The sequence below is a fragment of the Streptosporangium sp. NPDC000563 genome (assembly GCF_040299985.1).
Classification (GTDB): Bacteria; Actinomycetota; Actinomycetes; order Streptosporangiales; family Streptosporangiaceae; genus Streptosporangium.
In genome coordinates, this window is the sequence record NZ_JBEPDA010000021.1 from 129543 (window position 1) to 153048 (window position 23506).

21 protein-coding genes are annotated in these 23506 nt (G+C 71.3%); 3 read left to right on the top strand and 18 right to left on the bottom strand.

What is annotated here, in order from left to right:
* Positions 1 to 38: 38 nt before the first annotated feature.
* From ABT352_RS32620 to ABT352_RS32660, 9 genes are all read right to left on the bottom strand, one after another.
* Entirely contained in the window at positions 39 to 467 is a 429-nt protein-coding gene (locus ABT352_RS32620) for an RrF2 family transcriptional regulator (protein ID WP_350948842.1), read from the bottom strand.
* 199 nt (positions 468 to 666) lie between these two features.
* Positions 667 to 1503 carry an aldo/keto reductase gene (locus ABT352_RS32625; RefSeq protein ID WP_350948843.1) on the bottom strand — a complete coding sequence of 279 codons (837 nt, stop codon included), beginning with the start codon at positions 1501 to 1503 and terminating at the stop codon, positions 667 to 669.
* Between the two features lie 139 nt (positions 1504 to 1642).
* The gene (locus tag ABT352_RS32630; protein ID WP_350948845.1) at positions 1643 to 4204 is read right to left on the bottom strand and encodes a DUF4118 domain-containing protein; all 2562 of its coding nucleotides are present in this window, start codon (positions 4202 to 4204) and stop codon (positions 1643 to 1645) included.
* A complete protein-coding gene (locus ABT352_RS32635) occupies positions 4201 to 5055 on the bottom strand; it encodes a potassium-transporting ATPase subunit C (protein WP_350948846.1) in 855 nt (284 codons plus the stop codon). The genes ABT352_RS32630 and ABT352_RS32635 overlap by 4 nt, the downstream gene beginning before the upstream one ends.
* Positions 5056 to 7212 carry a potassium-transporting ATPase subunit KdpB gene (kdpB, locus tag ABT352_RS32640; protein ID WP_502992913.1) on the bottom strand — a complete coding sequence of 719 codons (2157 nt, stop codon included), beginning with the start codon at positions 7210 to 7212 and terminating at the stop codon, positions 5056 to 5058.
* 17 nt (positions 7213 to 7229) lie between these two features.
* Positions 7230 to 8891 carry a potassium-transporting ATPase subunit KdpA gene (gene kdpA / locus ABT352_RS32645; RefSeq protein WP_350948847.1) on the bottom strand — a complete coding sequence of 554 codons (1662 nt, stop codon included), beginning with the start codon at positions 8889 to 8891 and terminating at the stop codon, positions 7230 to 7232.
* Positions 8891 to 8980, bottom strand: coding sequence for a K(+)-transporting ATPase subunit F (gene kdpF / locus ABT352_RS32650; RefSeq protein ID WP_350948848.1), 90 nt, complete (start codon positions 8978 to 8980; stop codon positions 8891 to 8893). Before kdpF ends, kdpA begins: the two co-directional genes overlap by 1 nt.
* Before the next feature lie 385 nt (positions 8981 to 9365).
* Positions 9366 to 9650, bottom strand: a complete 285-nt coding sequence (locus tag ABT352_RS32655) for a MoaD/ThiS family protein (protein ID WP_350948849.1) — start codon at positions 9648 to 9650, stop codon at positions 9366 to 9368.
* 8 nt (positions 9651 to 9658) lie between these two features.
* Entirely contained in the window at positions 9659 to 10774 is a 1116-nt protein-coding gene (locus ABT352_RS32660; protein WP_350948850.1) for a WD40/YVTN/BNR-like repeat-containing protein, read from the bottom strand.
* Positions 10775 to 11129: 355 nt separating this feature from the next.
* Between ABT352_RS32660 and ABT352_RS32665 the strand changes: the two genes are divergently transcribed.
* Positions 11130 to 12284, top strand: a complete 1155-nt coding sequence (locus ABT352_RS32665) for a cellulose binding domain-containing protein (RefSeq protein WP_350948851.1) — start codon at positions 11130 to 11132, stop codon at positions 12282 to 12284.
* Positions 12285 to 12365: 81 nt separating this feature from the next.
* Here the strand turns inward: ABT352_RS32665 and ABT352_RS32670 are convergent, their stop codons facing one another.
* Positions 12366 to 12776 carry a YybH family protein gene (locus tag ABT352_RS32670; protein ID WP_350948852.1) on the bottom strand — a complete coding sequence of 137 codons (411 nt, stop codon included), beginning with the start codon at positions 12774 to 12776 and terminating at the stop codon, positions 12366 to 12368.
* Positions 12777 to 12835: 59 nt separating this feature from the next.
* Here ABT352_RS32670 and ABT352_RS32675 point away from each other — a divergent pair, with 59 nt between their 5' ends.
* The gene (locus ABT352_RS32675) at positions 12836 to 13432 is read left to right on the top strand and encodes a CGNR zinc finger domain-containing protein (RefSeq protein WP_350948853.1); all 597 of its coding nucleotides are present in this window, start codon (positions 12836 to 12838) and stop codon (positions 13430 to 13432) included.
* Between the two features lie 154 nt (positions 13433 to 13586).
* Positions 13587 to 14672 carry a Gfo/Idh/MocA family protein gene (locus ABT352_RS32680; protein ID WP_350948854.1) on the top strand — a complete coding sequence of 362 codons (1086 nt, stop codon included), beginning with the start codon at positions 13587 to 13589 and terminating at the stop codon, positions 14670 to 14672.
* Between the two features lie 319 nt (positions 14673 to 14991).
* Here ABT352_RS32680 and ABT352_RS32685 read toward each other — a convergent pair whose 3' ends face one another.
* The 8 genes from ABT352_RS32685 to ABT352_RS32720 all read right to left on the bottom strand — a co-directional run bounded on the left by ABT352_RS32685 (position 14992) and on the right by ABT352_RS32720 (position 23390).
* On the bottom strand, positions 14992 to 16368 hold the full coding sequence (locus ABT352_RS32685) for an alkaline phosphatase family protein (protein ID WP_350948855.1): 1377 nt from the start codon (positions 16366 to 16368) through the stop codon (positions 14992 to 14994).
* Positions 16365 to 17492, bottom strand: a complete 1128-nt coding sequence (gene eboE, locus ABT352_RS32690) for a metabolite traffic protein EboE (protein ID WP_350948856.1) — start codon at positions 17490 to 17492, stop codon at positions 16365 to 16367. The genes ABT352_RS32685 and eboE overlap by 4 nt, the downstream gene beginning before the upstream one ends.
* Complete coding sequence (locus ABT352_RS32695; protein ID WP_350948864.1) at positions 17492 to 18346, bottom strand: TatD family hydrolase; 855 nt, start codon at positions 18344 to 18346, stop codon at positions 17492 to 17494. The genes eboE and ABT352_RS32695 overlap by 1 nt, the downstream gene beginning before the upstream one ends.
* Positions 18346 to 18957 (bottom strand): EboA domain-containing protein, encoded by a 612-nt coding sequence (locus ABT352_RS32700; protein ID WP_350948857.1) that lies wholly within the window; start codon positions 18955 to 18957, stop codon positions 18346 to 18348. The genes ABT352_RS32695 and ABT352_RS32700 overlap by 1 nt, the downstream gene beginning before the upstream one ends.
* A complete protein-coding gene (locus tag ABT352_RS32705; RefSeq protein ID WP_350948858.1) occupies positions 18954 to 19871 on the bottom strand; it encodes a sugar phosphate isomerase/epimerase family protein in 918 nt (305 codons plus the stop codon). The genes ABT352_RS32700 and ABT352_RS32705 overlap by 4 nt, the downstream gene beginning before the upstream one ends.
* Positions 19868 to 20761, bottom strand: a complete 894-nt coding sequence (locus tag ABT352_RS32710; RefSeq protein ID WP_350948859.1) for an SCO3242 family prenyltransferase — start codon at positions 20759 to 20761, stop codon at positions 19868 to 19870. The genes ABT352_RS32705 and ABT352_RS32710 overlap by 4 nt, the downstream gene beginning before the upstream one ends.
* A complete protein-coding gene (locus ABT352_RS32715; RefSeq protein ID WP_350948860.1) occupies positions 20761 to 21909 on the bottom strand; it encodes an inositol-3-phosphate synthase in 1149 nt (382 codons plus the stop codon). Before ABT352_RS32715 ends, ABT352_RS32710 begins: the two co-directional genes overlap by 1 nt.
* A 473-nt stretch (positions 21910 to 22382) precedes the next feature.
* Positions 22383 to 23390, bottom strand: coding sequence for a sugar phosphate isomerase/epimerase family protein (locus ABT352_RS32720; RefSeq protein ID WP_350948861.1), 1008 nt, complete (start codon positions 23388 to 23390; stop codon positions 22383 to 22385).
* Positions 23391 to 23506: the final 116 nt, after the last annotated feature.

A 23506-nucleotide genomic window follows, 5' to 3' on the forward strand; every position in this document is an offset into this window, starting at 1 on the left:
CGTCTCAAAGGATGGGAATCTTCGTCCCACGCACGAGGTCACCCCCTGCGCCGACCGCCGGTCCGGGTCGCCGGCGTCAGGAGGGCCGCCAGGCTGACGGTGTCGACGATGGCGCTTATCGAGGTCTCGATGTTCAGCCACACGGTTCGCAGTCGCGCCGCCTCTCCGAAGTAGGCGACGTCACCGGCCGGCACTCCCCTCACCGAGGTCAGTTCGCCGCCGACCGCGCGCAGCACGTCCCCGACCGAGATGTCGACGGGCGGCCGGGCGAGCGTGAAGCCGCCCTCGTGCCCCCGCTGGGCGAAGACGAGATCGGCGCGGCGCAGATCGGTCAGGATGCCGCGCAGAAAACTCGCCGGGATCTCCTGCGCCTGGGCCATCGTCTCCGACTTGACCGGGTCGGGATCGCTCAGCGCGATGACCAGCATCGCTCTTATGGCGTAGTCGCTCCGAGCCGTGACGTGCATCCGAAAGTCCCCCCGACAGTGCGCCTCTGCCTCCGGCCGCCGACCTCATACGGGCTGGTCTCGATTAAATCTACTATCTCTATAGGTTAACCGTGAAATGTTCTCGTGGCTGCGCGAGACCCGGTCGCCGCGGGCGGCGACACCTGACCGGCGGGCGAGGGGTCAGCGAGGCGGTGAGGTTCGCCGAGGTCCGATGAGGTCAGCCGTCGGCCGCGTCCGAGTCGATCGCGGCGGCCTCCCCCCGGTCGAGGGAGGACAGCTCGGCGACCTCCTCGGAGGTGAGGGTGAAGTGGAAGATGTCGGCGTTGCCTCTTATCCGGTCGGAACTGGACGACTTCGGCACGGTGATCAGCCCGAGTTCGATGTGCCAGCGCAGCACGATCTGGGCGGGGGTCCTGCCGTGCCGCTCGGCGACGGCCGTGACGACCGGATGCTCCAGCAGGTCGCCCCCTCGCCCGATGGGACTCCAGGACTGGGTGACGATCCCGTGCTCGGCGTTGTAGGCCCGGGGCTCGTCACGGGTGAGGAACGGGTTGAGCTGGATCTGGTTCACGTCGGGCACCACGCCGGTCTCGGCCAGCAGCCGCTCGATGTGGGCCGGTTTGAAGTTCGACACGCCGATCGCCCGCACGCGACCGTCCCTCAGCAGCTTGACCATGCCCTTCCACGCCTCCACGTAGCGATCCTTGCGCGGCCGCGGCCAGTGGATCAGGTAGAGGTCGGCGTAGTCGAGGCCGAGCCGGTCCAGGCTGGCCTGGTAGGCCTCCTGCGCGGCGTCGTATCCGTGCCACTCGTCGTGCAGCTTGGTGGTGACGAACAACTCCTCCCTCGGCACGCCGGAGGCCCGCAGCCCACGCCCCACCCCGGTCTCGTTGTAGTAAGCGTGGGCGGTGTCCACCAGCCGGTAGCCCATCTCGACGGCGGCGGCGACCGCGATCTCCGCCTCCGCGTCCGACATGGGCCAGGTTCCCAGGCCGACCTGCGGGATGTCCGCGCCGTTGACCAGTTTCACCGTTGGAATGTCCAGAACAGTCATGATTGACAGCCTTCCACGCAGCCCCCTACCGGCTGTCACCGGGCGCGGCGGGGAGTTCGGGTGCGAGTCCTATCGGCCAAGTACGCGGAGACGCCGGAAAACAGCCCTCGAGCCTCGTTCCACTGCGGTGGGACACGGGTCACCGTCGTTCCTCCGGGGGGCGCGGTCGCGAGGGGGAGGAAACCGGAAGTGTCAGGACCATGGTGAGACCGCCGCCCGGTGTCTCCTCAGGCATCAGGGTGCCCGCCATCGCCTCGGCGAGCCCTCGGGAGAGCGCGAGCCCCAGGCCGACGCCGGTGTGGTTGTCGCGGTCCCCGAGCCGCTGGAAGGGCATGAAGACCCGGTCGTAGGCGTCACGCGGGATGCCCGCCCCCCGGTCGACGACGCGGAGCTCCACGTGGTCGCCGTACTCGCCGGCCGTGACGAGGACGTTTCGGCCCTCGGGACTGTGGCGGACGGCGTTGGACATGAGATTGACCAGGATTCGTTCCAGCAGCACCTGGTCGGCGACGACCTCGGGCAGATCGTCGGAGAGGTCCACCTCGATCCACCGGGACAGCGGGCCGAGGTCGTCGACGGCGCGTGGCACGACGTCCTCGAACGCGGTCGGCTCCAGTGCCAGCCCGAGCACTCCCGCCTGCAGGCGGCTCATGTCGAGCAGGTTGGTGACCAGGCGGTCCAGCTTGACCAGGGATTCGTCCGCCGTGGCGAGCAACTCCCGCCTGTCCTCGGCGGACCAGTCGACGCCGGTGTTGCGCAGGCTCTCCACGGCGGCCTTCGCCGAGGCGAGCGGGGTGCGCAGGTCGTGGCTGACCGCGGCGAGCAGCGCGGTGCGCATCCTGTCGGCCTCGGCGAGCGGCCTGACCCGCTCCGCCTCCCGCGCCAGCCGGTCCTGCCGCAGTGCCACCCCCGCCTCTGCGGCGAACGCCTCCAGCAGCCGCCGGTCGGACGCCTCCAGCAGCCTGCCCCGGATGGCCAGGACGAGCCGTTCGTCGACGACGACGTCGGTGTCCGCGACTCCCGGGCAGGTGCAGGGCGCGTCACCGGCGGTGGCCACGATCCGCCACGCCTCGGGGTCGGACTGGTCGTCGGGTCCCTGCTCGCCGACGCGTTCCAGCATGGTGACCGAGGCCAGCACGAAGGTCTCCCTCAGGCGGGCGAGCAGCGAGGCGAGCGCGTGCTCGCCGCGGAGCACGTGCCCGGCCAGGGTGGAGAGGACCTCCGCCTCGGCGCGGGCGCGGGCCGCATCCCGGGTACGGCGGGCGGCGACGTCCACGACCGCGCTCACCATGACGGCCACCAGTACGTAGACGCTCAGCGCGAACAGGTTCTCCGGGGCTGCGACGGTGAGGCGATCGACGGGCGCGGTGAAGAAGTAGTTGAGCAGCAGGAAGCCGAGCACGGCGGCGGTGACGGCCGGCCACATGCCGCCGACCAGGGCGACCACGACCACCATGAGCAGGAAGAGGAGTATGTCGCTCGGCAGGTTCACGGCGCCGTGGAAGGGCCGCAGCGCCAGTGTCAGGAGCGGCAGCCCGAGAACCGCGAGGAGCCAGCCCGCCACCCGGCGGGTGCGGGTCAGCGCGGCCCGTGACGGAGCGCGGGCACGTGTCCTTTTCACCTCGTCGTGAGTGATCATGTGAACGTCGATGGACCCGGAGCGCGCGGTCGTGGTCACCCCGACCCCCCGCGAGAGGATCTGGGCGAACCGGCCACGCCGGGACGCCCCCAGCACCAGCTGGGTGGCGTTCACGCCGCGCGCGAAGTCCAGCAGTGCGGTCGGTACGTCGTCGCCGACGACCTGGTGGTAGGTGCCGCCCAGGTTCTCCACCAGGGTGCGCTGACGGGCCGTGCTCGCGGGGTCGGCTCCGGCCAGGCCGTCGGAGCGTGTGACGTGCACGGCCAGCAGGTCGGCCCCCTGGCCCCTGCCCGCGACCCTGGCGGCCCGCCGTATCAGCGCGTCGCCCTCCGGGCCACCGGTCAGCGCGACCACGACGCGCTCGCGCGCCTCCCAGGTGCCCGCGATGCCGTGCTCGGCGCGGTAGCGGTCGAGCTGCTCGTCGACCTTGTCCGCCACCCACAGCAGCGCCAGCTCACGCAACGCGGTCAGGTTGCCGGCCCTGAAGTAGTTCGACAGTGCCGCGTCGACCTTCTCCGGGGCGTACACGTTGCCGTGCGCCATCCGCCGCCGCAGCGCCTCCGGGTCCATGTCCACCAGCTCCACCTGGTCCGCGCGGCGCACCACCTCATCAGGCACCGTCTCGCGCTGGGCCACCCCGGTGATCTCCTTGACCACGTCGTTGAGCGACTCCAGGTGCTGGATGTTGACGGTGGAGATGACGTCGATGCCCGCCTCCAGGATCTCCTCGATGTCCTGCCAGCGTTTGGCGTTGCGCGAGCCCGGCACGTTGGTGTGGGCCAGCTCGTCGATCAGGGCCACCCTGGGCCTCCTGGCGATGACGGCGTCCACGTCGAGCTCGGTGAACACGCTTTCGCGGTGGACCATGCTCTTGCGCGGGATCGCCTCCAGGCCGTCGAGCAGCTCGGCGGTGCGGGGACGGTCGTGGGTCTCGACGAGGCCCACGACGACGTCGGTGCCCCTCGCGAGGCGGCGGTGCCCCTCGCAGAGCATCATGTACGTCTTGCCGACACCCGGAGCTGCCCCGAGATAGACGCGCAGCCGCCCTCGCCCCCTGCTCATCGGTCGAGGGCCAGGTTGAGTTCGAGGACGTTCACCGCCGGTTCGCCCATGAAGCCGAGGGGACGGCCGGTGGTGTTCTCCATGATCAGCCCCCTCACCGTCTCCACGGGAAGGCCGCGCTCCCTGGCCACCCGGGGTGCCTGAAGGTCGGCGTACGCGACGGAGATGTCCGGGTCGAGGCCGGAGCCACTGGCGGTGACCGCGTCTGCGGGCACCACGGCCCTCGCCGTGCCGCGGACCGGGACGGTGCGCCCGGCCGTGTAATCTTCGCCCGGCCTGCCGCACTCGACCCTCACACCACGATACTCGGCGACGAACGGGCTCGCGGGACAGGCCTGGTTCACGCTCACGACCCGGGAGGGGATGCCCGCGACGGGAAAGACCTTCAGCACGGCGCCCACCCCGTCGGGCGCGCAGTACGGCCGGGCGCCACTGACCCCCTCCAGCTCCCCGACGGCCCTGGAGCGGGCGCAGACCTGGGTGAGCAGGCTCCGCCTGCCGTCGGCGCCGTTCGTCCCGGGGACGGGCAGGACGTCCACGACATCCTCGGGCCCGAGGTTGCTCGCGGCGGTGGCGAGCATGTCGTAGCCGGCACCGGCCACCGACGGCCTGCTCTGGAAGTAGCGGCCGACCGGTCTGCCGTCGGCGCCGGTGAAGCTCTGGCCGACGATCGCGCTTCCCACGTCCTTTCCGTCCTTCTGGACGAGGGAGCCGTTGGCGCCGGCGTGGAACACCGTCTGGGCGATGCCGGTGACCACGAGCGGGTAGAAGGCCCCGGTGACGAGGGTGAGGACGAGCAGCGCGCGGAGCGCGGCGAGATGCCGGAGGATCCAGCTGGGCAGGCGTTCCATTTAAGACATCCCCGGAAGAAACTGGACGATCAGATCTATCAACTTGATGCCGACGAAGGGCACGACGATCCCGCCCAGACCGTAGACGTAGAGGTTGCGGCTGAGCAGCCTCGACGCGCTGGAGGGGCGGTAGCGCACACCGCGCAGGGCGAGCGGTATCAGCGCCACGATGACGACCGCGTTGAAGACGACCGCGGACAGGATCGCCGACTGCGGACTGGACAGGCGCATGACGTTCAGCGCGTCCAGGCCCGGGTAGACCGCCGCGAACATCGCGGGAATGATCGCGAAGTACTTGGCGACGTCGTTCGCGATCGAGAAGGTCGTCAGCGCGCCGCGGGTGATGAGCAGTTGCTTGCCGATCTCGACGATCTCGATGAGCTTGGTCGGGTTGGAGTCGAGATCGACCATGTTGCCGGCCTCCTTCGCGGCCGAGGTGCCGGTGTTCATCGCCACCCCGACGTCGGCCTGAGCGAGCGCGGGCGCGTCGTTGGTGCCGTCTCCGGTCATCGCGACCAGCCTGCCGCCCTCCTGCTCCGATCTGATCAGGGCGAGCTTGTCCTCGGGCGTGGCCTCGGCGAGGAAGTCGTCCACACCCGCCTCGTCGGCGATGGCCCTCGCCGTCAGCGGGTTGTCGCCCGTGATCATGACGGTGCGGATGCCCATCCTGCGCATCTCGTCGAAGCGTTCGCGCATGCCCTGCTTGACGACGTCCTTGAGATGGACGACCCCCAGGACCCGCGCCCTGCCCACTGCGTTCCCGGTGTCCCCGACGTTCCCGGTGCCCCCGGCCTCCCCCGTGACCTCCCCGACGACCAGCGGGGTACCGCCGGAGCCGGAGACCGCGTCGACGATGCCGCCGACCTCGTCGGTGGGGTGACCGCCGTGCTCGCGTACCCATTTCATGACGGCGGTGGCGGAGCCCTTGCGGATCCGGCGGCGGTCGAGGTCGACCCCGCTCATCCGGGTCTGCGCGGTGAACCCGATCCACTCCGCACCCGCCAGCTCTCCCGGCCCGCGCTCCCTCAGGCCGTACGCCTGCTTGGCGTAGACCACGATGGAACGGCCCTCTGGGGTCTCGTCGGCGAGACTGGCCAGCTGCGCGGCCGCGGCCAGCTCGTCGGCGGAGACCCCGGGGGCGGTGAGGAACTCCGACGCCTGCCGGTTGCCCAGCGTGATGGTGCCGGTCTTGTCCAGCAGCAGGGTGTTGACGTCTCCCGCGGCCTCGACCGCGCGGCCGCTCATCGCGAGAACGTTGCGCTGCACGAGCCGGTCCATGCCGGCGATGCCGATCGCCGAGAGCAGCGCCCCGATGGTGGTCGGAATGAGGCACACCAGCAGCGCGACCAGCACGACACCGGTGACACCGTCCCCGGTGAGGGCGAGTGAGTCAGGTACGCCGGGATTCTGGGCCTTGGCGTAGATCGCCAGCGGCTGCATGGTCGCGGTCGCGACCAGGAAGATGATCGTCAGGGCCGCGAGCAGGATGTTGAGGGCGATCTCGTTGGGCGTCTTCTGCCTGTCGGCGCCCTCGACCAGGGCGATCATCCGGTCGATGAAGCTCTCGCCGGGCCGCTGGGTGATCTGGACGACGATCCGGTCGCTCAGCACCTTCGTGCCGCCGGTCACCGCCGACCTGTCGCCGCCGGACTCGCGGATGACCGGGGCGGACTCACCGGTGATGGCCGACTCGTCCACCGAGGCGATGCCGTCGACCACGTCGCCGTCACCGGGGATGATCTCCCCCGCCTCCACGACGACGAAATCACCCCGCAGCAGTTCGGAGGCTCCGACGACGTCCCAGCCGGTGGAGTCGCGTCCGCGCAGCCGCCGCGCCGTGGTGTCGCGCTTGGCGGCGCGCAGCGTGGCCGCCTGGGCCTTGCCGCGCCCCTCGGCGACCGCCTCGGCCAGGTTGGCGAAGATCACCGTGAGCCAGAGCCAGACCACGGTGGCCCAGGCGAAGAACGACGGGGTGAGCACGGCGAGCACCGTGGTGAAGGCCGCGCCGGCCTCGACGATCAGCATCACCGGGTTGCGCCAGAGCGTGGCCGGGTTGAGCTTCCTGACCGCCTCCGGAAGCGAGGTGAGCAGTTGCCGGGGATCGAGGAGGCCGCCGCCCACCTTTCCCTCCCCCGGTACGGGGGCGGTGCCCCGCACTTCGAGCGTCCGGGGCGTCACTGGATTCCCTCCGCGAGCGGGCCGAGCGCCAGGGCCGGCAGGAAGGTCAGCGCGACGAGGATCACCGTCACGCCGACGGCCATGCCGACGAACTGCGGGCGGTGCGTGGGCAGCGTGCCCGCGGAGACGGGCACCGGCGCCTGCCTCGCCAGGGATCCGGCCAGGGCGAGAACGAAGACGATCGGCAGGAAGCGGCCGAAGGCCATGCACAGGCCGAGGGCGACGTCGTACCACGGCGTGTTGGCGCTGAGGCCGCCGAAGGCGGAGCCGTTGTTGTTGGAAGCGCTGGTGAAGGCGTACAGCACCTCGGAGAAACCGTGCGGGCCGCCGTTGAGCATGCTCGCCCGCCGCTCGGCCGAGCCCATCGCCAGCGCCGTGCCGGTCAGCACGAGCAGCGGCGTGACCAGGAAGTACATCGCGGCGAACTTGATCTCGCGGGAGCCGATCCTCTTGCCCAGGTATTCGGGGGTGCGGCCGACCATGAGGCCGGCCACGAAAACCGTGATCACCGCGAGGACGAGCATGCCGTACAGGCCCGCGCCCGCGCCGCCGGGGGCGACCTCGCCGAGCATCATGTTGAACATCGTGAGCATGCCGCCGAGCGCGGTGAACGAGTCGTGGGAGGAGTTGACCGCTCCGGTGGAGGTGAGCGTGGTGGCCGCGGCGAAGGCGGCGGAGCCGGGCACGCCGAAGCGCACCTCCTTGCCCTCCATCGCCGCGCCCACCGACTGCGGGACCGTGCCGCCGTGGGCGGTCTCCAGCGCGGTCAGCAGCGCGACGCTCGCCAGCGCGATCGTCCCCATGATCGCGACGATCGCGTGGCCCTGCCGGGGGTCGCCGACCATGCGGCCGAACGTGCGGGGCAGCGCGAACGGGATCAGCAGGATCACGAAGATCTCGAACCAGTTGGTCCAGGCGGTGGCGTTCTCGAACGGGTGGGCCGAGTTCGTGTTGTAGAACCCGCCGCCGTTGTTGCCCAGCTCCTTGATGATCTCCTGACCGGCCACCGGACCACCGGTGATCGTCTGGGTGCCGCCGGTCAGGGTGGTCACCTCATGTGGGGAGGTGAAGTTCTGGATCAGGCCGCCCGCCAGCAGCACGACCGCGCCGACGAGGGCGAGCGGCAGCAGGACGCGGACGACGCCGCGGACCAGGTCCACCCAGAAGTTGCCGATCTCCTCGGTCCTCCTGCGGGCGAAGCCGCGAACCAGCGCGATCGCCACCGCCATGCCCACCGAGGCGGACACGAAGTTCTGCACCGCCAGACCGGACATCTGCACCAGGTAGCCCATCGTCGACTCACCCGGGTAGGCCTGCCAGTTGGTGTTGGTGACGAAGCTGACGGCGGTGTTCCAGGCGACGTGGTCGGGCACCGGGGCGAGCCCCAGCGACAGGAACAACCTGTCCTGCAGCCGCTGCAGACCGTAGAGGAACAGGACGGATGTCACCGAGAACGCCAGCAGGGCTCGGGCGTAGACGCCCCACCTCTGCTCGACGTCCGGCCGGACACCCACGAGCCGGTAGATCACGCGTTCGGCGGCGAGATGTCTCGTACCGGTGTAGACGCGGTACATGTGGTCGCCCAGCGGCCGGTGGACCAGCGCGAGGGCGGCGACGAGGGATCCGATGAACCAGATCCCCGCCGTGGTCGAGGACATCAGAAGCGCTCCGGGAAGAGCAGGGCCGCGACCATGAAGACCACCAGGGCGGCGACCACGACCAGACCCACGGCGTTGACGGCGCTCACAACCGTTCCACCGCTCTGACGGCCAGCCCGAGGATCGCGAAGACCGCGATCGTCAGGGCGACGAAGATGACGTCAGCCATCCCCACTCCTCGCATCCGGGGTTTGTCCGCCATCACCCGACGGGTGAGGCATACGCAAGGAAACCGCCGTTTTCCGCGCTTCCCGCGCGTCTTGACGGGTTCCATACGCCCCGGTGCCAAGACTTGACGCCTTCCCTACGCGAGCCCCGGGCCACCTCCGGACGACCGCGTCCCCCTGCCCCGGACGCGGGCGCGCTCCCGGAGGGTCCCCCGGCCTCCGGCACGTCGAGCCGAGCGTCCCCTCCCTGCGGTCATCCCCGATATACCGCGGCCGAAGGGAGGCGGACCGCTCTCCTCCCCCGCGCCTACCCGCCCGCCATCGCCCCCACGACCATGAACGGCTCGGCGCCTGTCGCGACCGGCTCGGGCAGCGGGGTGTCCGGCGGCTCGTGGGACAGGTCCAGCTCGCAGGCGAAGAACCGCACGAAGGGGCGGCGCCGCTGCGTGACGTGGTCGCGGATCGTCCCGCGCAACATCGGGTAGCGGGCCTCAAGCGCGTCGAGGACCGAACGTTGCGTCACCTGCCCCTGAACATGGAGCTCCACCTCGCCTCCGGTGCTCGCGAGGTTGCGCAGATGCGCCGGGAGCACGACGCGGATCATGGCAGCGTCTGGACTTCGACGGACAGCACGGCCGGCAGGTCCCTGGCGATGGGCATCCAGTTGTCGCCGGAGTCGGCCGAGGCGTACACCTGCCCGCCGGTGGTGCCGAAGTAGACGCCGCACGAGTCCAGCGAGTCGACGGCCATCGCGTCCCGCAGCACGTTGACGTAGCAGTGGCTCTGCGGCAGGCCCCTGGTGAGCGGCTCCCACTCGTTTCCGCCCGTCCGGCTGCGGTAGACGCGCAGCCTTCCCTCGGGCGGGTAGTGCTCCGAGTCGCTCTTGATCGGGACGACGTAGACGGTGTCCGGCTCGTGCGCGTGGACGGCGATCGGGAACCCGAAGTCGCTGGGCAGGTCGCCGCTGATCTCGTGCCACGACTCACCGGCGTCGTCACTGCGCATCACGTCCCAATGCTTTTGCATGAAGAGCACGTCAGGGCGCGAGGGGTGCATCGCGATGTGGTGAACGCAGTGGCCGACCTCGGCGTCCTGGTCGGGAATGCCCTCCGAGCTCAGACCCCGGTTCTTCGGCTGCCAGCTCTTGCCGGCGTCGTCGGTCCTGAACACCCCCGCCGCCGAGATCGCCACGGTGATGCGCCCGGGATCGCGCGGGTCCGCGACGACCGTGTGCAGGCACATCCCACCGGCACCCGGCTGCCAGGAAGGCCCCGAGCGATGCTCGCGCAACCCGGGCAGCTCCTGCCAGCTCTGCCCTCCGTCGGCCGAGCGGAACAGGGCGGCGTCCTCGACACCCGCGTACACCGTGTCCGGGTCGGTGAGCGACGGCTCCAGGTGCCAGACCCGGGCGAACTCCCACGGGTGCGGCGTGCCGTCGTACCACTGGTGGGTGCCGGGGACGCCGTCGTACTGGAAGTGATTACCGACCGGCTCCCAGGTCGCGCCGCCGTCGTCGGACCGCTGGATCAGCTGCCCGAACCAGCCGCCGGACTGCGACATGTAGAGGCGGGACGGGTCGGCGGGGGATCCCGTGAGGTGGTAGATCTCCCAGCCCCCGAAGTGGGGGCCGCTGATGTCCCACCGCTCGCGTCTGCCGTCGGACGTCAGAATGAACGCGCCCTTGCGCGTGCCGACCAGCACTCGTACACCACTCACCGGGGTTCCTTTCCGATCCCGGCGCCGACCCGTGCCGGCACCGCGCCACACTCCCGATCGTCCGGCCGGGCTCGGAGTCGACTCCGCTCGCGACACACCCGCCACGGTCGTGGGCACCGACGCTACGACAGCCCACCGACAAAACCGCCGCCGACACTCGCCGGAACGGTCGACAGGGTCCACGAACGACGGACACCCCGCCGATAGCCGCCCTCGCCCACACCCTCACCTCGGTTCGTCCGACAGACCGGGCCGAAGACCGAGGCGCACCGGACCGGCCCGCTTTACGGGATGCCGGAAGTGGTTCACAATCCCTGCGGGGGGTCACACGCCGACGCGATCCGATAGGGGCATCATGCAATCCGGCAGGCGATCCCTGGGGGCGGTCCTCCTCACCCTCGGACTTCTCACCCTGGCCTTACTCATCGCGGCACCGACGATCGGCCCGGCCGGAGAGACGGCCCTGGCCGCCGCCCCGGCGAGAAACGCCCCTCATTTCGCCGTCCCGGCAGGGGCGGCCGACGACACCACGCCACCGACACGTCCCACCGGAACGCGGCCCTGCCCGGTTCCGGGCATCCCCACCTCGACCGGTTACGCCTCCATCTGCTGGAATCCCTCGACGGACGACACGGGGGTCGCCGGCTACGACCTGTACCGCCTGGGGGTCGACGGCTTCGTCCTCGCCACCACCACGACCGGCACGGTCGGCGGCTTCTCGGGCGAACTGAACCGCTCGTACACGATGTACGTCGTGGCCAGGGACTCGGCGGGGAACATCAGCCCGCCCTCCGCTCTGATCACGGTGTCCGCGACGGTCGGCATGACGCCGAGCGCCTCGCCGACCCCCCCGCCGGGCGACCGCGTGCCCCCGTCCAAGCCGACCGGCCTGAACGAACCCTGTCCGTGGGACTACCGGGGCGTCGCGTTCTGCTGGCAGCCGTCGAGCGACAACGTGGCGGTGACGGCGTACGACGTCTACCGCGAGACCGCGACGGGATACGTCAAGGTCGGCACGACCACCCATCCCTCGTACCAGAGCTCCGGCGAATCCGGCCTGGTCATCGGGGAGCGCTACACCTACGTCGTGGTCGCCAGGGACGCGGCCGGCAACCTCAGCGTTCCGTCGGATCCGCTGTCGGCCCTCGCCAGGGGTGGTCTCCCCTCCCCCACCCCCAGCCCGTTGCCGCCGTCGTGCACGGTGTCGTACCACGCGACGACGTGGGGTTCCGGGCTGAGCGCGCAGATCACCGTGCGCAACGTCGGCACGACCGCCTTCGACGGCTGGAGGCTGACGATCGACTACCCGACATCGGCCGTGCGCCTCGTCTCCGGCTGGTCCGCGGGCTGGACCCAGACCGGCTCACGGCTCACCGCCACGAGCGAGAACTGGAACAGGGTCATCCCCGCGGGCTCGACGGCACAGGTCGGATTCGTCGCCTCCCACAGCGGTCCCGCGCCCACCCCCGTGCGCTTCAGCCTCGACGGAAGGGACTGCGGCGTCGGCTGACCGCCTCCGAGCGGCGTCTTCGCGTGAACCGCGCCCCACGCGAAGACGCCGCTCGTCGGCATCTCCGGACAGGAACGTGTCTCAGCCGGTGGGGGCCGGGCTGATCTGGAACAGGGCGGCTCGCCACTCGCCGTCGCGGCGGGTCAGCGCGGTGGTGGCGAAGACCCTCATGGTCTGCTTTTCCGTGCCGCCGACGAGCACGTCGATCTCCACGGTGACGGTGTGCGTCGCGCTGCCGTCACCCAGGACGATCACCCGGTGGTCACTCAGATCCGTACGCGTGTACGGGTTGCGGTTCTCGGCGAACCCCTTCAGGATCGCCTCCCGGTCGTCGACGATCCCCCACTGCGACACGCTCAGCGGTGCCTCGGTGAGGAGGCGGTCGTAGAACTCCGCGTCGCCGTTCCTGTTGGCCTCCCATGCCCGCTCGGACAGTTCGACCAGCTCACGCTCGATCGACTCGCGCTCGGTCCGCTCACGCTCAGGGCTCATCGCCGTACCCTCTCCCTCACTGACACCGGTTTAACCGGTGTCAGTGTTACACTCGACCCATGACCCTGGCAAACGGCATGGAGCTCACCGCGCCCGGCAGGAGGAGCTTCAGGTTCGACGCCGGCACGCTCTGCCTGGAGCTTCTCGTCACCGGGGGCGAGGGAGAGCTCGCGCGGTGGGAGCGGCTCCACACACCCGGCGACCTCGCCTCCTGGATCCCGTACTCCCGGGCCGGTCTCGGCGACCTCGTCAAGGTCTCCGCCGGCGACCTCTCCGCCACGCTCCGCCTGCGCGCCGCCCTCCAGCGGCTCGCCGCGACCGCCGCCTCGGGCTCGCGCGCCTTCTCGGCGGCCGATCTCGCCACGCTGAACGAGGCCGCCGCCGCGCCGCCGCCCGTCCCGGTCATCGGCCCCGCCCTGGAGCGATCCTGGGCCTCCCCCGTCACCGGGGCGCAGTTCCTCTCCGCCGTGGCCCGCGACGCCGTCGAGGTGTTCGGCGGACCGGCCCTCGACCGGATCAGGATGTGCGGGGGCGAGCGCTGCTCCCTGCTCTTCCTCGACACCTCGCGTCCCGGGGCGCGGCGCTGGTGTTCGATGGAGCGCTGCGGCAACCGCCACAAGCTCCGCACCCGCCGCGACCGCCACCCGGCGGGCTGACGCCCCTTCGGTGGCGCGTCTCCGGAGGCATGCCCTCCGAGGCACGCCGACCGGCCCGAGTAGTCTCCTGTCCGACACTCGCGTCGTGACCCGCAGGGACCTGACGGACCGGTCCCGGCGGGTCACGACGTGGACCCCCTTCCAAGGAAGTGCGATGACCTCACAGACGGCGGGACGTTTCGGGCTGGTCGGCAGCGGGTGGCGTTCGGAGTTCTTCGTACGCCTGGCCAGGCAGTTGCCCGAGCGGTTGTCGGTGTCCGGCGTGGTGACCAGGTCGCGGGAGCGCGGCGCCGAGGTCGAGGCCGCCTGGGGTGTGCCGGCGTTCCGTTCCGTCGAGGAGATGCTCGCGGCCGGACGTCCCGAGTTCGTCATCCCGTCGGTGCCGTGGCCGGTCACCCCCGAGGTGACGAAGGAACTCGCGGGGTTCGGCGTGCCGGTGCTGGCCGAGACGCCTCCCGCGGCCGACCTGGACGGGCTGCGCGACCTGTGGGCGGCCGTCGGGTCCAGCGGCCTGGTGCAGGTCGCCGAGCAGTACTCGTACATGCCGGGGCACGCGGCGAGGCTGGCGCTCGTGCGTGAGGGGGTCATCGGGCAGGTGACCTCCGCGCAGATCTCCTCGACGCACCTGTACCACGCCGTGTCCCTGATCCGGCACCTGCTCGGGGCCGGTTTCGGGGAGACCACGGTGACGGCGCGCTCGTTCACCGCCCCGCTGGCCGACCCGCTGTCCAGGGACGGCTGGACGGGCGACTCCACGCCGAAGGGGGCGGCCACCACGATCGCCACCCTGGGGTTCGCCGAGGGGATGGGGCTCTACGACTTCACCGACAACCAGTGGTGGAACCCGCTGCGCGCCCGGCGCGTCGTCGTCCGGGGATCGCTGGGAGAGATCGTGGACGACAGCGTGGTGCGCCTGGCCGACCCGAGGACCCCGGTGGAGTCGCGGCTCACCCGGCGCCAGACCGGGATCGACCTGAACCTGGAGGGCCGCGAACTCGACCACATCAGCTTCGACGGGCGCGTGGTCTACCGCAACGAGTACCGGGGCGCGCACTTCTCCGAGGACGACCTGGCCGTCGTCTCGCTCCTGTGCCGGATGACGTCCTGGTGCCGGGGCGAGGGCCCGGAGCCCTACTCCCTGGCCGACGGCTGCCAGGACCACCTGATCGGCCTGGCGATCGGGGAGTCGCTGCGTACCGGCGCCGACGTGACCACCGGCCGCGAGGCCTGGGCACGGTAGCCTTCGCCGGGCCGCCCGACACGACCGGGCGGCCATGGCCTCGTGCGTCTCCGGCGCGTGCATCGGGGTCCGGATGACGCGGGGCACCGGAACGCACCGCCGTACTGGACCCCGCGGTCGGTCCCGCGCGCCTACCAGCGCAGCTCCCCGTTCTCGTCCTGGAATGTTAAGGACTCCGGCGAACCGGCGGTGAGCGCCATCCCGAACGGGACCGTGACGCGGCCGGGATCCCGTCCGGAAGGCGTGCGGGAAGAAGGTGGAAAGCGCCGCCCGCCCGGGGGGTGTAAGGCACAGGCGGGCGGCGCCGTCTAGGTGCCGCTCAGCGCAGGGAGAGCTGGAGCAGCAGGTCCTTGACCTCGGTGGCGGCGATCCGGTCGCTGGCCACGGACGGATCCGAGCAGAGCAGCACCGGGCCGTCGAGGGGGTTGTCGGGCAGACGGCCGTGCGAGCCTCGGATGGCACGGGCGCCCGCGTCGAGGCCGACGACGTTCATCGTGTAGCGCATGCCGGTCTTCTTGCGCAGCAGCGCCATGGCGGCGCGGCGCTTGGCGGCTCCGGGATCCGCGGGGTCGAAGAACAGCTCCGCCGGGTCGTAGCCGGGCTTGCGGTGGATCTCGACCAGGTTGGCGAAGTCGGGGGCGCGGGTGTCGTCGAGCCAGTAGTAGTAGGTGAACCACGCGTCGGGCTCGGAGACGAGGACGAGTTCCCCCGCCCGGGGGTGCGCCAGCCCGTTCCTCGCCTTGCCCTCCTCGTCGAGCACCTCGGCGACTCCGGGCAGGCCCGCGCAGAGCTTGGCCACGGCCGGGATGTCGGCGGGGTCGGCCACGTAGACGTGGGCCACCTGGTGGTCGGCGACGGCGAACGCCCGGGAGGTCCAGGGGTCGAGATACTCCATGCCGTCCTGGGTGTAGACCTCGAGCAGGCCCTCGGTCCGCAGCATCCGGTTGATGTCGACCGGGCGGGAGACGTCGGTGATGCCGTACTCCGACAGTGCCACCACGGTGGTCCCGCGCGCGGCGGCGGCGTCCAGCAGAGGGGCGAGCACGGTGTCGAGCTCGGAGGCGGCCGCGGCCGAGCGCGGGTCGGACGGGCCGAACCTCTGCAGGTCGTAGTCCAGGTGCGGCACGTACGCCAGGGTCAGGTCGGGGTTGTGGTCCTTCATGATCTGCTCGGTGGCGCGGCAGATCCAGGTGGAGGAGGCGATCCCCGCGCCCGGCCCCCAGTAGGTGAACAGCGGGAAGGTGCCCAGCTTGCCGGTGAGCTCCTCGTGCAGGCCCGGCGGGTAGGTGTAGCAGTCGGGGTCCTTGCGCCCATCGGCACGGTAGATGGGCCGGGGGGTGACCGTCCAGTCGACGTCGGCGCCCATCGCGTACCACCAGCACACGTTGGCCACGGTGAAGCCCGGCCGCTCGCGGCGGGCGGCGTGCCACAGCTTGTCCCCGCCGACCAGCGCGTTGTGCTGGCGCCACAGGAACACCTCGCCGAGCTCGCGGAAGTACCAGCCGTTGCCGACGACGCCGTGCTCGGTGGGCGCGACGCCGGTGAGGAAGGTCGACTGGGCCGAGCAGGTGACGGCGGGAAGTACGGTGCCGAGTTCGGCCTGGAAGCCGCCGTCGGCGACGGCGCGCAGCCTCGGCATGTGCGCCAGCAGCCTCGGGGTCAGTCCCACCACGTCGAGGACGAGCAACGATGTCATGCTTTCACTCCCAGATCGCGCATCGCGGCGCGGGCGAAGTCAAGCTCGTCGGCGATGCCCGCGGCGAGCCGGTCGGGGGTCTGCGGGCGCAGCGCGGGCGGCAGTACCCCCCAGGTGTAGGTTTCCACGTCGAAGTGGTCGCAGAGCGGCTCGGGACCGCCGACCAGCTCCGCGAGGGCCTCGCGGAGCACCGGCACGGTGGTGCCGAGCGGTGCCTGCGGCGCGACGTGCAGGGGCACGTGGTAGTGGACCCGCCACGGTCCTGGCAGCTTCCGCTCGAACGCCTCGTCGAGGTCGTCGGCCTCGTCGCCGGCCGCGTTGCGGGTCTGGTGCAGGAAGCGCGGCTCGACGTACTCGCGCAGGGTCTCCGGGTCGTCGCTCTCCAGTGCCGCGGAGACCTGGACCTTGACGACGGGCAGTCCGGCCTCGGCGTACCGGCGCAGCGCGTCGGCGGGCCGCTCCCAGGCGCACGCCAGGTGGGCGAGGTCCAGGCAGATGCCGAGCCGGTCGGTGTCGACACCGGACAGCGCGCGTACGGCCTGGTCGGTGGTCTCCACCACGCAGCCTGGCTCGGGTTCGAACGCCACCCGGATGACGCGGCCGGTGGCGGACTCGACGGCGGCGAGCCCGGTGGCGAGCTCGTCGAGCCTGCGCGTGGCCAGACGGGACATGTCCTCGTCCCACGGGTCGCGCCAGGCGAGCGGGAGCGTGGAGATCGACCCCCTCGCGGCGTCGTCCGGCAGGAGAGCGGCCAGGACGCGTGCCAGGTCGAGGGTGTAGGTGAGCCGTTCCGGAGTGGTCCAGTCGGGGTGGTAGACCGCCTGCTTGACCACCGGGTCCTGGAACGAGCGGTAGGGGAAGCCGTTGAGCGTCACGACCTCCAGTCCCCGCGCGTCCAGCTCGCGGCGGAAACCGGCCAGCAGCCCGGGGTCGGCGGCGAGCGCGGCGGCGACGGGCGCGGCCAGCCACAGCCCGAGCCCGAGCACGTCGGCGCCGAGGCGGGCACGGATCGGCACCGCGTAGGTGTCGAGCTGCCCGACGATGCCACCGAGGTCCTCCGCCGGGTGCACGTTGGTGCAGTAGCTCAGGTGCAACGCCCGCCCACCGGGGTGAAGCAGCCGCATCAAGACCCTCCGCGCTTGATGGAGCTGCCCTCGAAGGTCGCCTCCCGCGCCCCGGCGACCTCGGAAAGGTCCAGGCGTCCCGACTGGCCGTAGAACTCCACGGGGTTGCGCCAGAGCACCCGGTCGACGTCGTCCTCGCTGAACCCGGCCGCCAGCATCGCCTTTCCGGTCTCCAGGGTGAGCAGCGGGTCGGACACGCCCCAGTCGGCGGCGGAGTTGACCAGCACCCGCTCCAGGCCGTGCTCGCGCAGGATCTCCACCATGCGGGGCGGCGACATCTTGGTCTCGGGGTAGATGGAGAAGCCCATCCAGCAGCCCGAGTCGTGCACGATTCCCGCGGTGACCTCGTTGAGGTGGTCGACGGCGACCCGTCCGGGCTCGATGCCCGAGGCGGCGACGACGTCGAGGGTGCGCCGGGTGCCGGCGGCCTTGTCGCGGTGCGGGGTGTGCACGAGCGCGGGCAGCTCGTGGTCGACGGCCATCGCGAGCTGCCGTTCGAAGGCGTCGTCCTCCTCGGGGGTCATCGAGTCGTAGCCGATCTCGCCGACCGCGACGACCCGGTCCTTCTCCAGGTAGCGCGGGAGCAGGTCGAGCACGGGCCGGCAGCGCGGGTCCCCCGCCTCCTTGGGGTTCAGCGCGATGGTGGCGTGGTGCGCGATGCCGAACTGCCCCGCGCGGTACGGCTCCCAGCCGATCAGCGAGTCGAAGTAGTCGGTGAACGAGCCGGGGTTGGTACGGGGCTGGCCCAGCCAGAAGGCGGGCTCCACGATGGCGAGCACCCCGGCGGCGGCCATTCTGGCGTAGTCGTCGGTGGTGCGTGACGTCATGTGGATGTGCGGGTCGAAGATCCGCATCATGCCTCCTTCTCGCTGTTCAGACGGTCGAGCAGTGCGGTCGCGTCCGCGGGGACGTCGCGTCCGGCGGCGGTGCGTTCCTCGGCGAACGCGGCCAGCATCCCGGCCAGCTCGGCGTCGGCCCGCTCCTCCAGCCGGTCCACGGCGGCGAGCGGCACACCCATGAACACGCACTTGAGCACCGCCTGCCGCCACATGGTCTGGTCGAGGTGGCGGGCGTACGGGCCGAGTGCGGCGGCCACGAGGCGGGTGTCGTTGGTGCGGATCGCGTCGAGCAGCAGTGGTACCGCCTCCGCGCCGACGGGCAGCATCGGCAGGGCCTTGAGGACGGCGCGCTTCTCGTCGGCGTCGCCGTACCGGTAGAGGTCGGCGGCCTGCCCGGCCACCTCCTCCGGCGGGAGCGCGGCGAGCAGGACGGCCCTCGCCGCCTCGTCGGCACTCCAGCCGGGCGCGTCCGGCAACGGCGCCCGTCCGGCGCGACGGCCCGCGGCGGCGAAGTGCCGGGTGACACTTCCCGGTTTGGCGGCGACGCTCGCGCGCGCGTCGGCGAGCCACTCCTGGCCGAGCGCCGCCAGCAGGCTGTCCGTCTGGTTACTGGGTTCGGAGGTCATGCGTTCGTCCCTTCGGCGGCGGTGCGCAGGAAGCTCAGGGATCGGGCGGCCACCTGGGGGGCGGCGTGCGAGTGGCGGGGCAGCTCGACCGCGACCAGGCCCCGGTAGCCGCAGCCGGCGAGGGCACGCAGCACGGGCGGGAAGTCGATCTCCCCCTCGCCGAACTCCAGGTGCTCGTGCACCCCTCGGCGCATGTCGTCGATCTGCACGTTGACCAGGTGGGCGGCGACGGCCGTGACACAGTCGGCGACCGGATCCGGTTCGAGGCAGCGGCAGTGGCCGATGTCCAGCGTGATGCCGAACCCCGGCGGTTCGCCGAGTTCGGCGTGCAGCTTGCGCCATCCGGCGATCGTCTCGACGAGCATGCCGGGCTCGGGCTCGAAGCCCAGCGGCACCCCGGCGGCGGAGGCCGTCTCGGCGAGCCGGGCGCAGCCGTCGACGAGCCTGGCCCAGGCCGTGGCCTCGTCGACCGTCTCCGGGCGCACACCCGCCCAGAACGACACCGCCTCGGCTCCCAGGTCGGCGCCTATCGCGACCGCCCGGTTCAGGAAGTCCAGGCGCTTCTCGCGCTCGTCGTGCAGCAGCGTGGGGGCGTGCTTGTGCCAGGGGTCCAGCAGGTAGCGGGCGCCGGTCTCGACGACCACGCCGAGGCCGAGATCGCGCAGCAGGTCGGCCGCGGCCGCGACCCTGCGGGCCAGCCCTTCCTCGTAGGGGTCCAGGTGGTCGTGGTCGAGGGTGAGAGCGACCCCCTGGTAGCCGAGGTCCGCGATGACCCGCAGCGCGTCGTCCAGCCGGTGGTTGGCGAACCCGTTGGTGCCGTAGCCGAACCTCAGCCCGGCACTCGTCCCAGTGCTCGTCCCAGTGCCCGTCACAGTGCTCGTCTCGGCGCTCGTCTCGGCGCCATCGGGGCTCATGTGGGAGAGACCTTCCTGGCGAGGGCCCGGCCGAGCGGGACGGCCGCCGCGACCGCGATCCCCTCACGGGTGGCGCCGCTGCGGGCGACGAGCGCGCCCTGCAGGGCGGGCAGCGCGACGATGCCGGTGCCGACGGCGGCCCGCAACCGGGAGGCCGAGGGCTCGGCGACCGCCTGAGCCTGGGACATGCCGAACCTGGCGGCGTACCAGCCGGTCAGTCCCGCCTGCACGGCCCGCACCACCCGCGCCGCACGCGCGCTCTGCGGAGTGGGCGAGGCGTCGCCGCGTCCCAGGGCGGTGGCCACGGCGAGCGCGACGGTTCCGGCCAGGGTCGCCGCGGGCAGGCTCCGGTCCGAGCCGGACACCTCGGCCCGCGACAGCGCGGTGAGCAGGTAGGTGTGGGCGGCGACGGTGAGCGCCGAGGGCAGCGCGTCGGCGACGCTCCGTCCCGGGGTCGCACCCAGCAGCACGTCGAGGCCTCGGCAGAGCGCCATCACCAGCGGTCCCGCCGCCGTGTTCTTGGCCACCAGGTCGTACGACCATACGGCGGCGGCGAGCGGGACGGCGACCGCCAGGGCTCGGCGTCCACCGGAGAGCCCGGCCGCCGCCAGGCCCGCGGCGGTGAGCCCCGCGGCCACGCCGAGCGCGGCGCCCGGCGACACGCGGCCCGAGGGGATCGGCCGCTCCGGGCGTTCCTCCGCGTCCAGGTGACGGTCGGCCCAGTCGTTGGCGGCCATTCCCGCCCAGTACAGGCAGACCGAGGAGCACGCCAGCCCGAGGGTCCTACCGCCCAGCACCTGGCCGGCGGCGGCTCCCGCGACGACGTCACCGGGGACGGAGAGGGCGGCGGGGGCGCGCACGAGCTCCGCGAGGTCGCGCGGCGACGGCATCAGACCCGCTCCCCTTCACCGAGGGTGTCGGCGAACGCGAGCAGCACCCGCCACTGGTCGGCCAGCGCGTGCGGCGCCTCACCGAGCGGGTCCTTGAAGAAGAAGGCCAGCTCGCCCAGCGGCCCGGTGCGGCCAAGGCGGTGCGCCGCCGCCGTGAGCCTCGCCAGGTCCAGAATCAGCGGCGCGGCGAGGGCGGAGTCGCAGCCGTGCCAGCTGAACTCCATGCGCATGGACGTCCCCAGGAACCCCTCGAAGGTGACCAGGTCCCAGGCGGTCTTGAAGTCGCCGATGTCCTCCACGTACTCGATGCGGGTCTCGCCCTGCGGGGTGTAGCCGAGCGTCTCGCCCAGCACCCGCTGCTTGCTGGCGGCCTTGGCGGCGTTGGCCGCGGGGTCGGCGAGGTTGGCGCCGTCTCCCCCACCGAGGAGGTTCATCCCCGACCAGGTGCGAACCCGGAGATTGCGCTGGGCGAACATCGGGGCGAGCACCGACTTGACGAGCGTCTCGCCGGTCTTGCCGTCGTGACCCCCGTACGGCAGCCCCATCAGGTCGGCGAGCCGGTCCAGGGCGGGCAGCCTGGCGCCCGTCGAGGGGGTGAAGTCCAGGTAGGGGCAGCCCGCGCGGAAGGCGGCGTACGCCATCAGGGCGCTGGGCGGCAGCAGGTCCCTGGAGGCCGCCAGCTCGGACTCCAGCAGTTCCAGGTCGGCGTGGGCCGGACGCGGCTCGGGGGCGGGCTCGGTGGTCGAGACGTTGATGACGACGACCCGTTCCAGACCGTGCCGCAGCCGGAACTCGGTGATGTCGGCGCCGATCAGCTCCGCGGTCGCGGCCTGGTTCTCGGCGGCCGGCACCTGCCTCAGGTTCTCCTCGACCCTGGCGAGCTCGTCGCGCAGGGGTTCGAGCAGCCTGGCCGGTACGATCCCGGCTCCGGCCAGCGCGGCCGCCTTCTTCTCCAGCGGGGTCGGCACGATGTCGTGCCCGCCGAACACCAGGTCTCCCAGCCCTGGCAGTCCTGCGCCTCGGAACTGGGGGAGCTCCGTGACGCAGCCCGTCGGCTGGGCGAGACCGGCGCGTACCGCCAGCGCTCCGATGACGCTCGTGACGGCGACGGAGCCTCGTGCTCCTACCAGCCACACTCCCGTACGCATCTGGCCTCCTGTGGTGAGTCGACTCCTGGGGGATGACGGTTTTCATCCGCCCGGCCGGGGCCGGGCGGCGCCGGTGGCATCCGTCGCGGCCGTCCGGTCGGAGGGGATGTCATCGGCGGGTACTACGTGGTCGTTAGAACGAAGGAGACGACCCCGCGACGGGCCGAACCTGACGGTCCGACCCGCTTGTGCAAGGAATCGTACGTTATGCGGATATTACGGATATATGCCTCAGGGCCATGTGTTTCCGTCAGACCAGCTCAACTCATGAAAACAACTCATGAAATTAAGTCAGGAATTCCTGTCAGAGACATCGGCCGAGGACCCGGGCCGAGAACTACGGCCCGAGCTCCTGTCCGATTCCTGTTCCTCAGAGTTCCGGCCGGGGCTTCCCGTTGCCAAGCCCTCGGCCGGAGGATCCTCCCGGTCGGAAGGCCCCAGGCTCTCGGTCCCGAGACCTGGGGCCGGCCGACTCAGTCGGAGGAGAAAGCGGCGTCGAAGGCGGTGGAGGGCGGGGTGATGGAGTTCAGCTTGCGGATGATCTCCAGGGCGTCGGGGGCGCCGTCCAGACGGTCCATCCCCGCGTCCTCCCACTCGATGGAGATCGGCCCGTCGTAGCCGATCGCGTTGAGGGCTCGGAAGCAGTCCTCCCAGGGCACGTCGCCGCGTCCGGTGGAGACGAAGTCCCAGCCGCGACGCAGGTCCGCCCAGGGCAGGTGGGAGGCGAGCCGGCCGCGGCGGCCGTCGCCGGTACGGACCTTGGCGTCCTTGCAGTCGACGTGGTAGATGCGGTCGGCGAAGTCCAGGATGAAGGCGACCGGGTCGATCTCCTGCCAGACCATGTGGGAGGGGTCCCAGTTGAGGCCGAACGCGGGGCGGTGGCCGATGGCCTCCAGGGTGCGCACGGTGGTGTGGTAGTCGTAGGCGATCTCGCTGGGGTGGACCTCGTGGGCGAAGCGGACGCCGACCTCGTCGAAGACGTCGAGGATGGGGTTCCAGCGGTCGGCGAAGTCGGCGTAGCCGTCTTCGATCATCTGGGGCGGGACCGGGGGGAACATGGCCACGGTGTGCCAGATGGAGGAGCCGGTGAAGCCGACCACGGTGTCGACGCCGAGCTTGGCGGCGGCGCGGGCGGTGTTCTTGATCTCCTCGGCCGCGTTGCGGCGGACCTGCTCGGGATCGCCGTTGCCCCAGATGCGGGCGGGCAGGATGCCCTGGTGGCGAGCGTCGATGGGGCTGTCGCAGACGGCCTGGCCGACGAGGTGGTTGGAGATGGTGTAGACGCTCAGGTTGTGCTTGGCGAGCATCTCCTGCTTACGGGGGATGTAGTCGTCGTCGCTGAGAGCTTTGTCGACCTCGAAGTGGTCGCCCCAGCAGGCGATCTCCAAGCCGTCGTATCCCCAGCCCGAGGCGAGACGACAGACCTCCTCGAACGGCAGGTCGGCCCACTGGCCGGTGAACAATGTGATGGGCCTGCTCATATTCCCTCCACAGATGTAAGGCGGCTCTGGTCGTCGGCGCTGCGTTCGACCGCGGCCAGCACGCGCTGGACGTTCAACCCGTCGTCGAACGACGGAGCCGGAGCGACACCGGAGGT

What these genes read in the sequence shown, in the direction of transcription:
- ABT352_RS32675 (WP_350948853.1), top strand. Translation starts at nt 12,836, where the DNA reads ATGACCCTGGCAAACGGCATGGAGCTCACCGCGCCCGGCAGGAGGAGC.
- ABT352_RS32715 (WP_350948860.1), bottom strand. Translation starts at nt 21,909, where the DNA reads ATGCGTACGGGAGTGTGGCTGGTAGGAGCACGAGGCTCCGTCGCCGTC.
- ABT352_RS32705 (WP_350948858.1), bottom strand. Translation starts at nt 19,871, where the DNA reads ATGAGCCCCGATGGCGCCGAGACGAGCGCCGAGACGAGCACTGTGACG.
- ABT352_RS32685 (WP_350948855.1), bottom strand. Translation starts at nt 16,368, where the DNA reads ATGACATCGTTGCTCGTCCTCGACGTGGTGGGACTGACCCCGAGGCTG.
- ABT352_RS32695 (WP_350948864.1), bottom strand. Translation starts at nt 18,346, where the DNA reads ATGCGGATCTTCGACCCGCACATCCACATGACGTCACGCACCACCGAC.
- ABT352_RS32630 (WP_350948845.1), bottom strand. Translation starts at nt 4,204, where the DNA reads ATGAGCAGGGGGCGAGGGCGGCTGCGCGTCTATCTCGGGGCAGCTCCG.
- ABT352_RS32670 (WP_350948852.1), bottom strand. Translation starts at nt 12,776, where the DNA reads ATGAGCCCTGAGCGTGAGCGGACCGAGCGCGAGTCGATCGAGCGTGAG.
- ABT352_RS32680 (WP_350948854.1), top strand. Translation starts at nt 13,587, where the DNA reads ATGACCTCACAGACGGCGGGACGTTTCGGGCTGGTCGGCAGCGGGTGG.
- ABT352_RS32620 (WP_350948842.1), bottom strand. Translation starts at nt 467, where the DNA reads ATGCACGTCACGGCTCGGAGCGACTACGCCATAAGAGCGATGCTGGTC.
- ABT352_RS32665 (WP_350948851.1), top strand. Translation starts at nt 11,130, where the DNA reads ATGCAATCCGGCAGGCGATCCCTGGGGGCGGTCCTCCTCACCCTCGGA.
- ABT352_RS32710 (WP_350948859.1), bottom strand. Translation starts at nt 20,761, where the DNA reads ATGCCGTCGCCGCGCGACCTCGCGGAGCTCGTGCGCGCCCCCGCCGCC.
- eboE (WP_350948856.1), bottom strand. Translation starts at nt 17,492, where the DNA reads ATGCGGCTGCTTCACCCCGGTGGGCGGGCGTTGCACCTGAGCTACTGC.
- ABT352_RS32700 (WP_350948857.1), bottom strand. Translation starts at nt 18,957, where the DNA reads ATGACCTCCGAACCCAGTAACCAGACGGACAGCCTGCTGGCGGCGCTC.
- kdpA (WP_350948847.1), bottom strand. Translation starts at nt 8,891, where the DNA reads ATGTCCTCGACCACGGCGGGGATCTGGTTCATCGGATCCCTCGTCGCC.
- ABT352_RS32720 (WP_350948861.1), bottom strand. Translation starts at nt 23,390, where the DNA reads ATGAGCAGGCCCATCACATTGTTCACCGGCCAGTGGGCCGACCTGCCG.
- ABT352_RS32635 (WP_350948846.1), bottom strand. Translation starts at nt 5,055, where the DNA reads ATGGAACGCCTGCCCAGCTGGATCCTCCGGCATCTCGCCGCGCTCCGC.
- ABT352_RS32625 (WP_350948843.1), bottom strand. Translation starts at nt 1,503, where the DNA reads ATGACTGTTCTGGACATTCCAACGGTGAAACTGGTCAACGGCGCGGAC.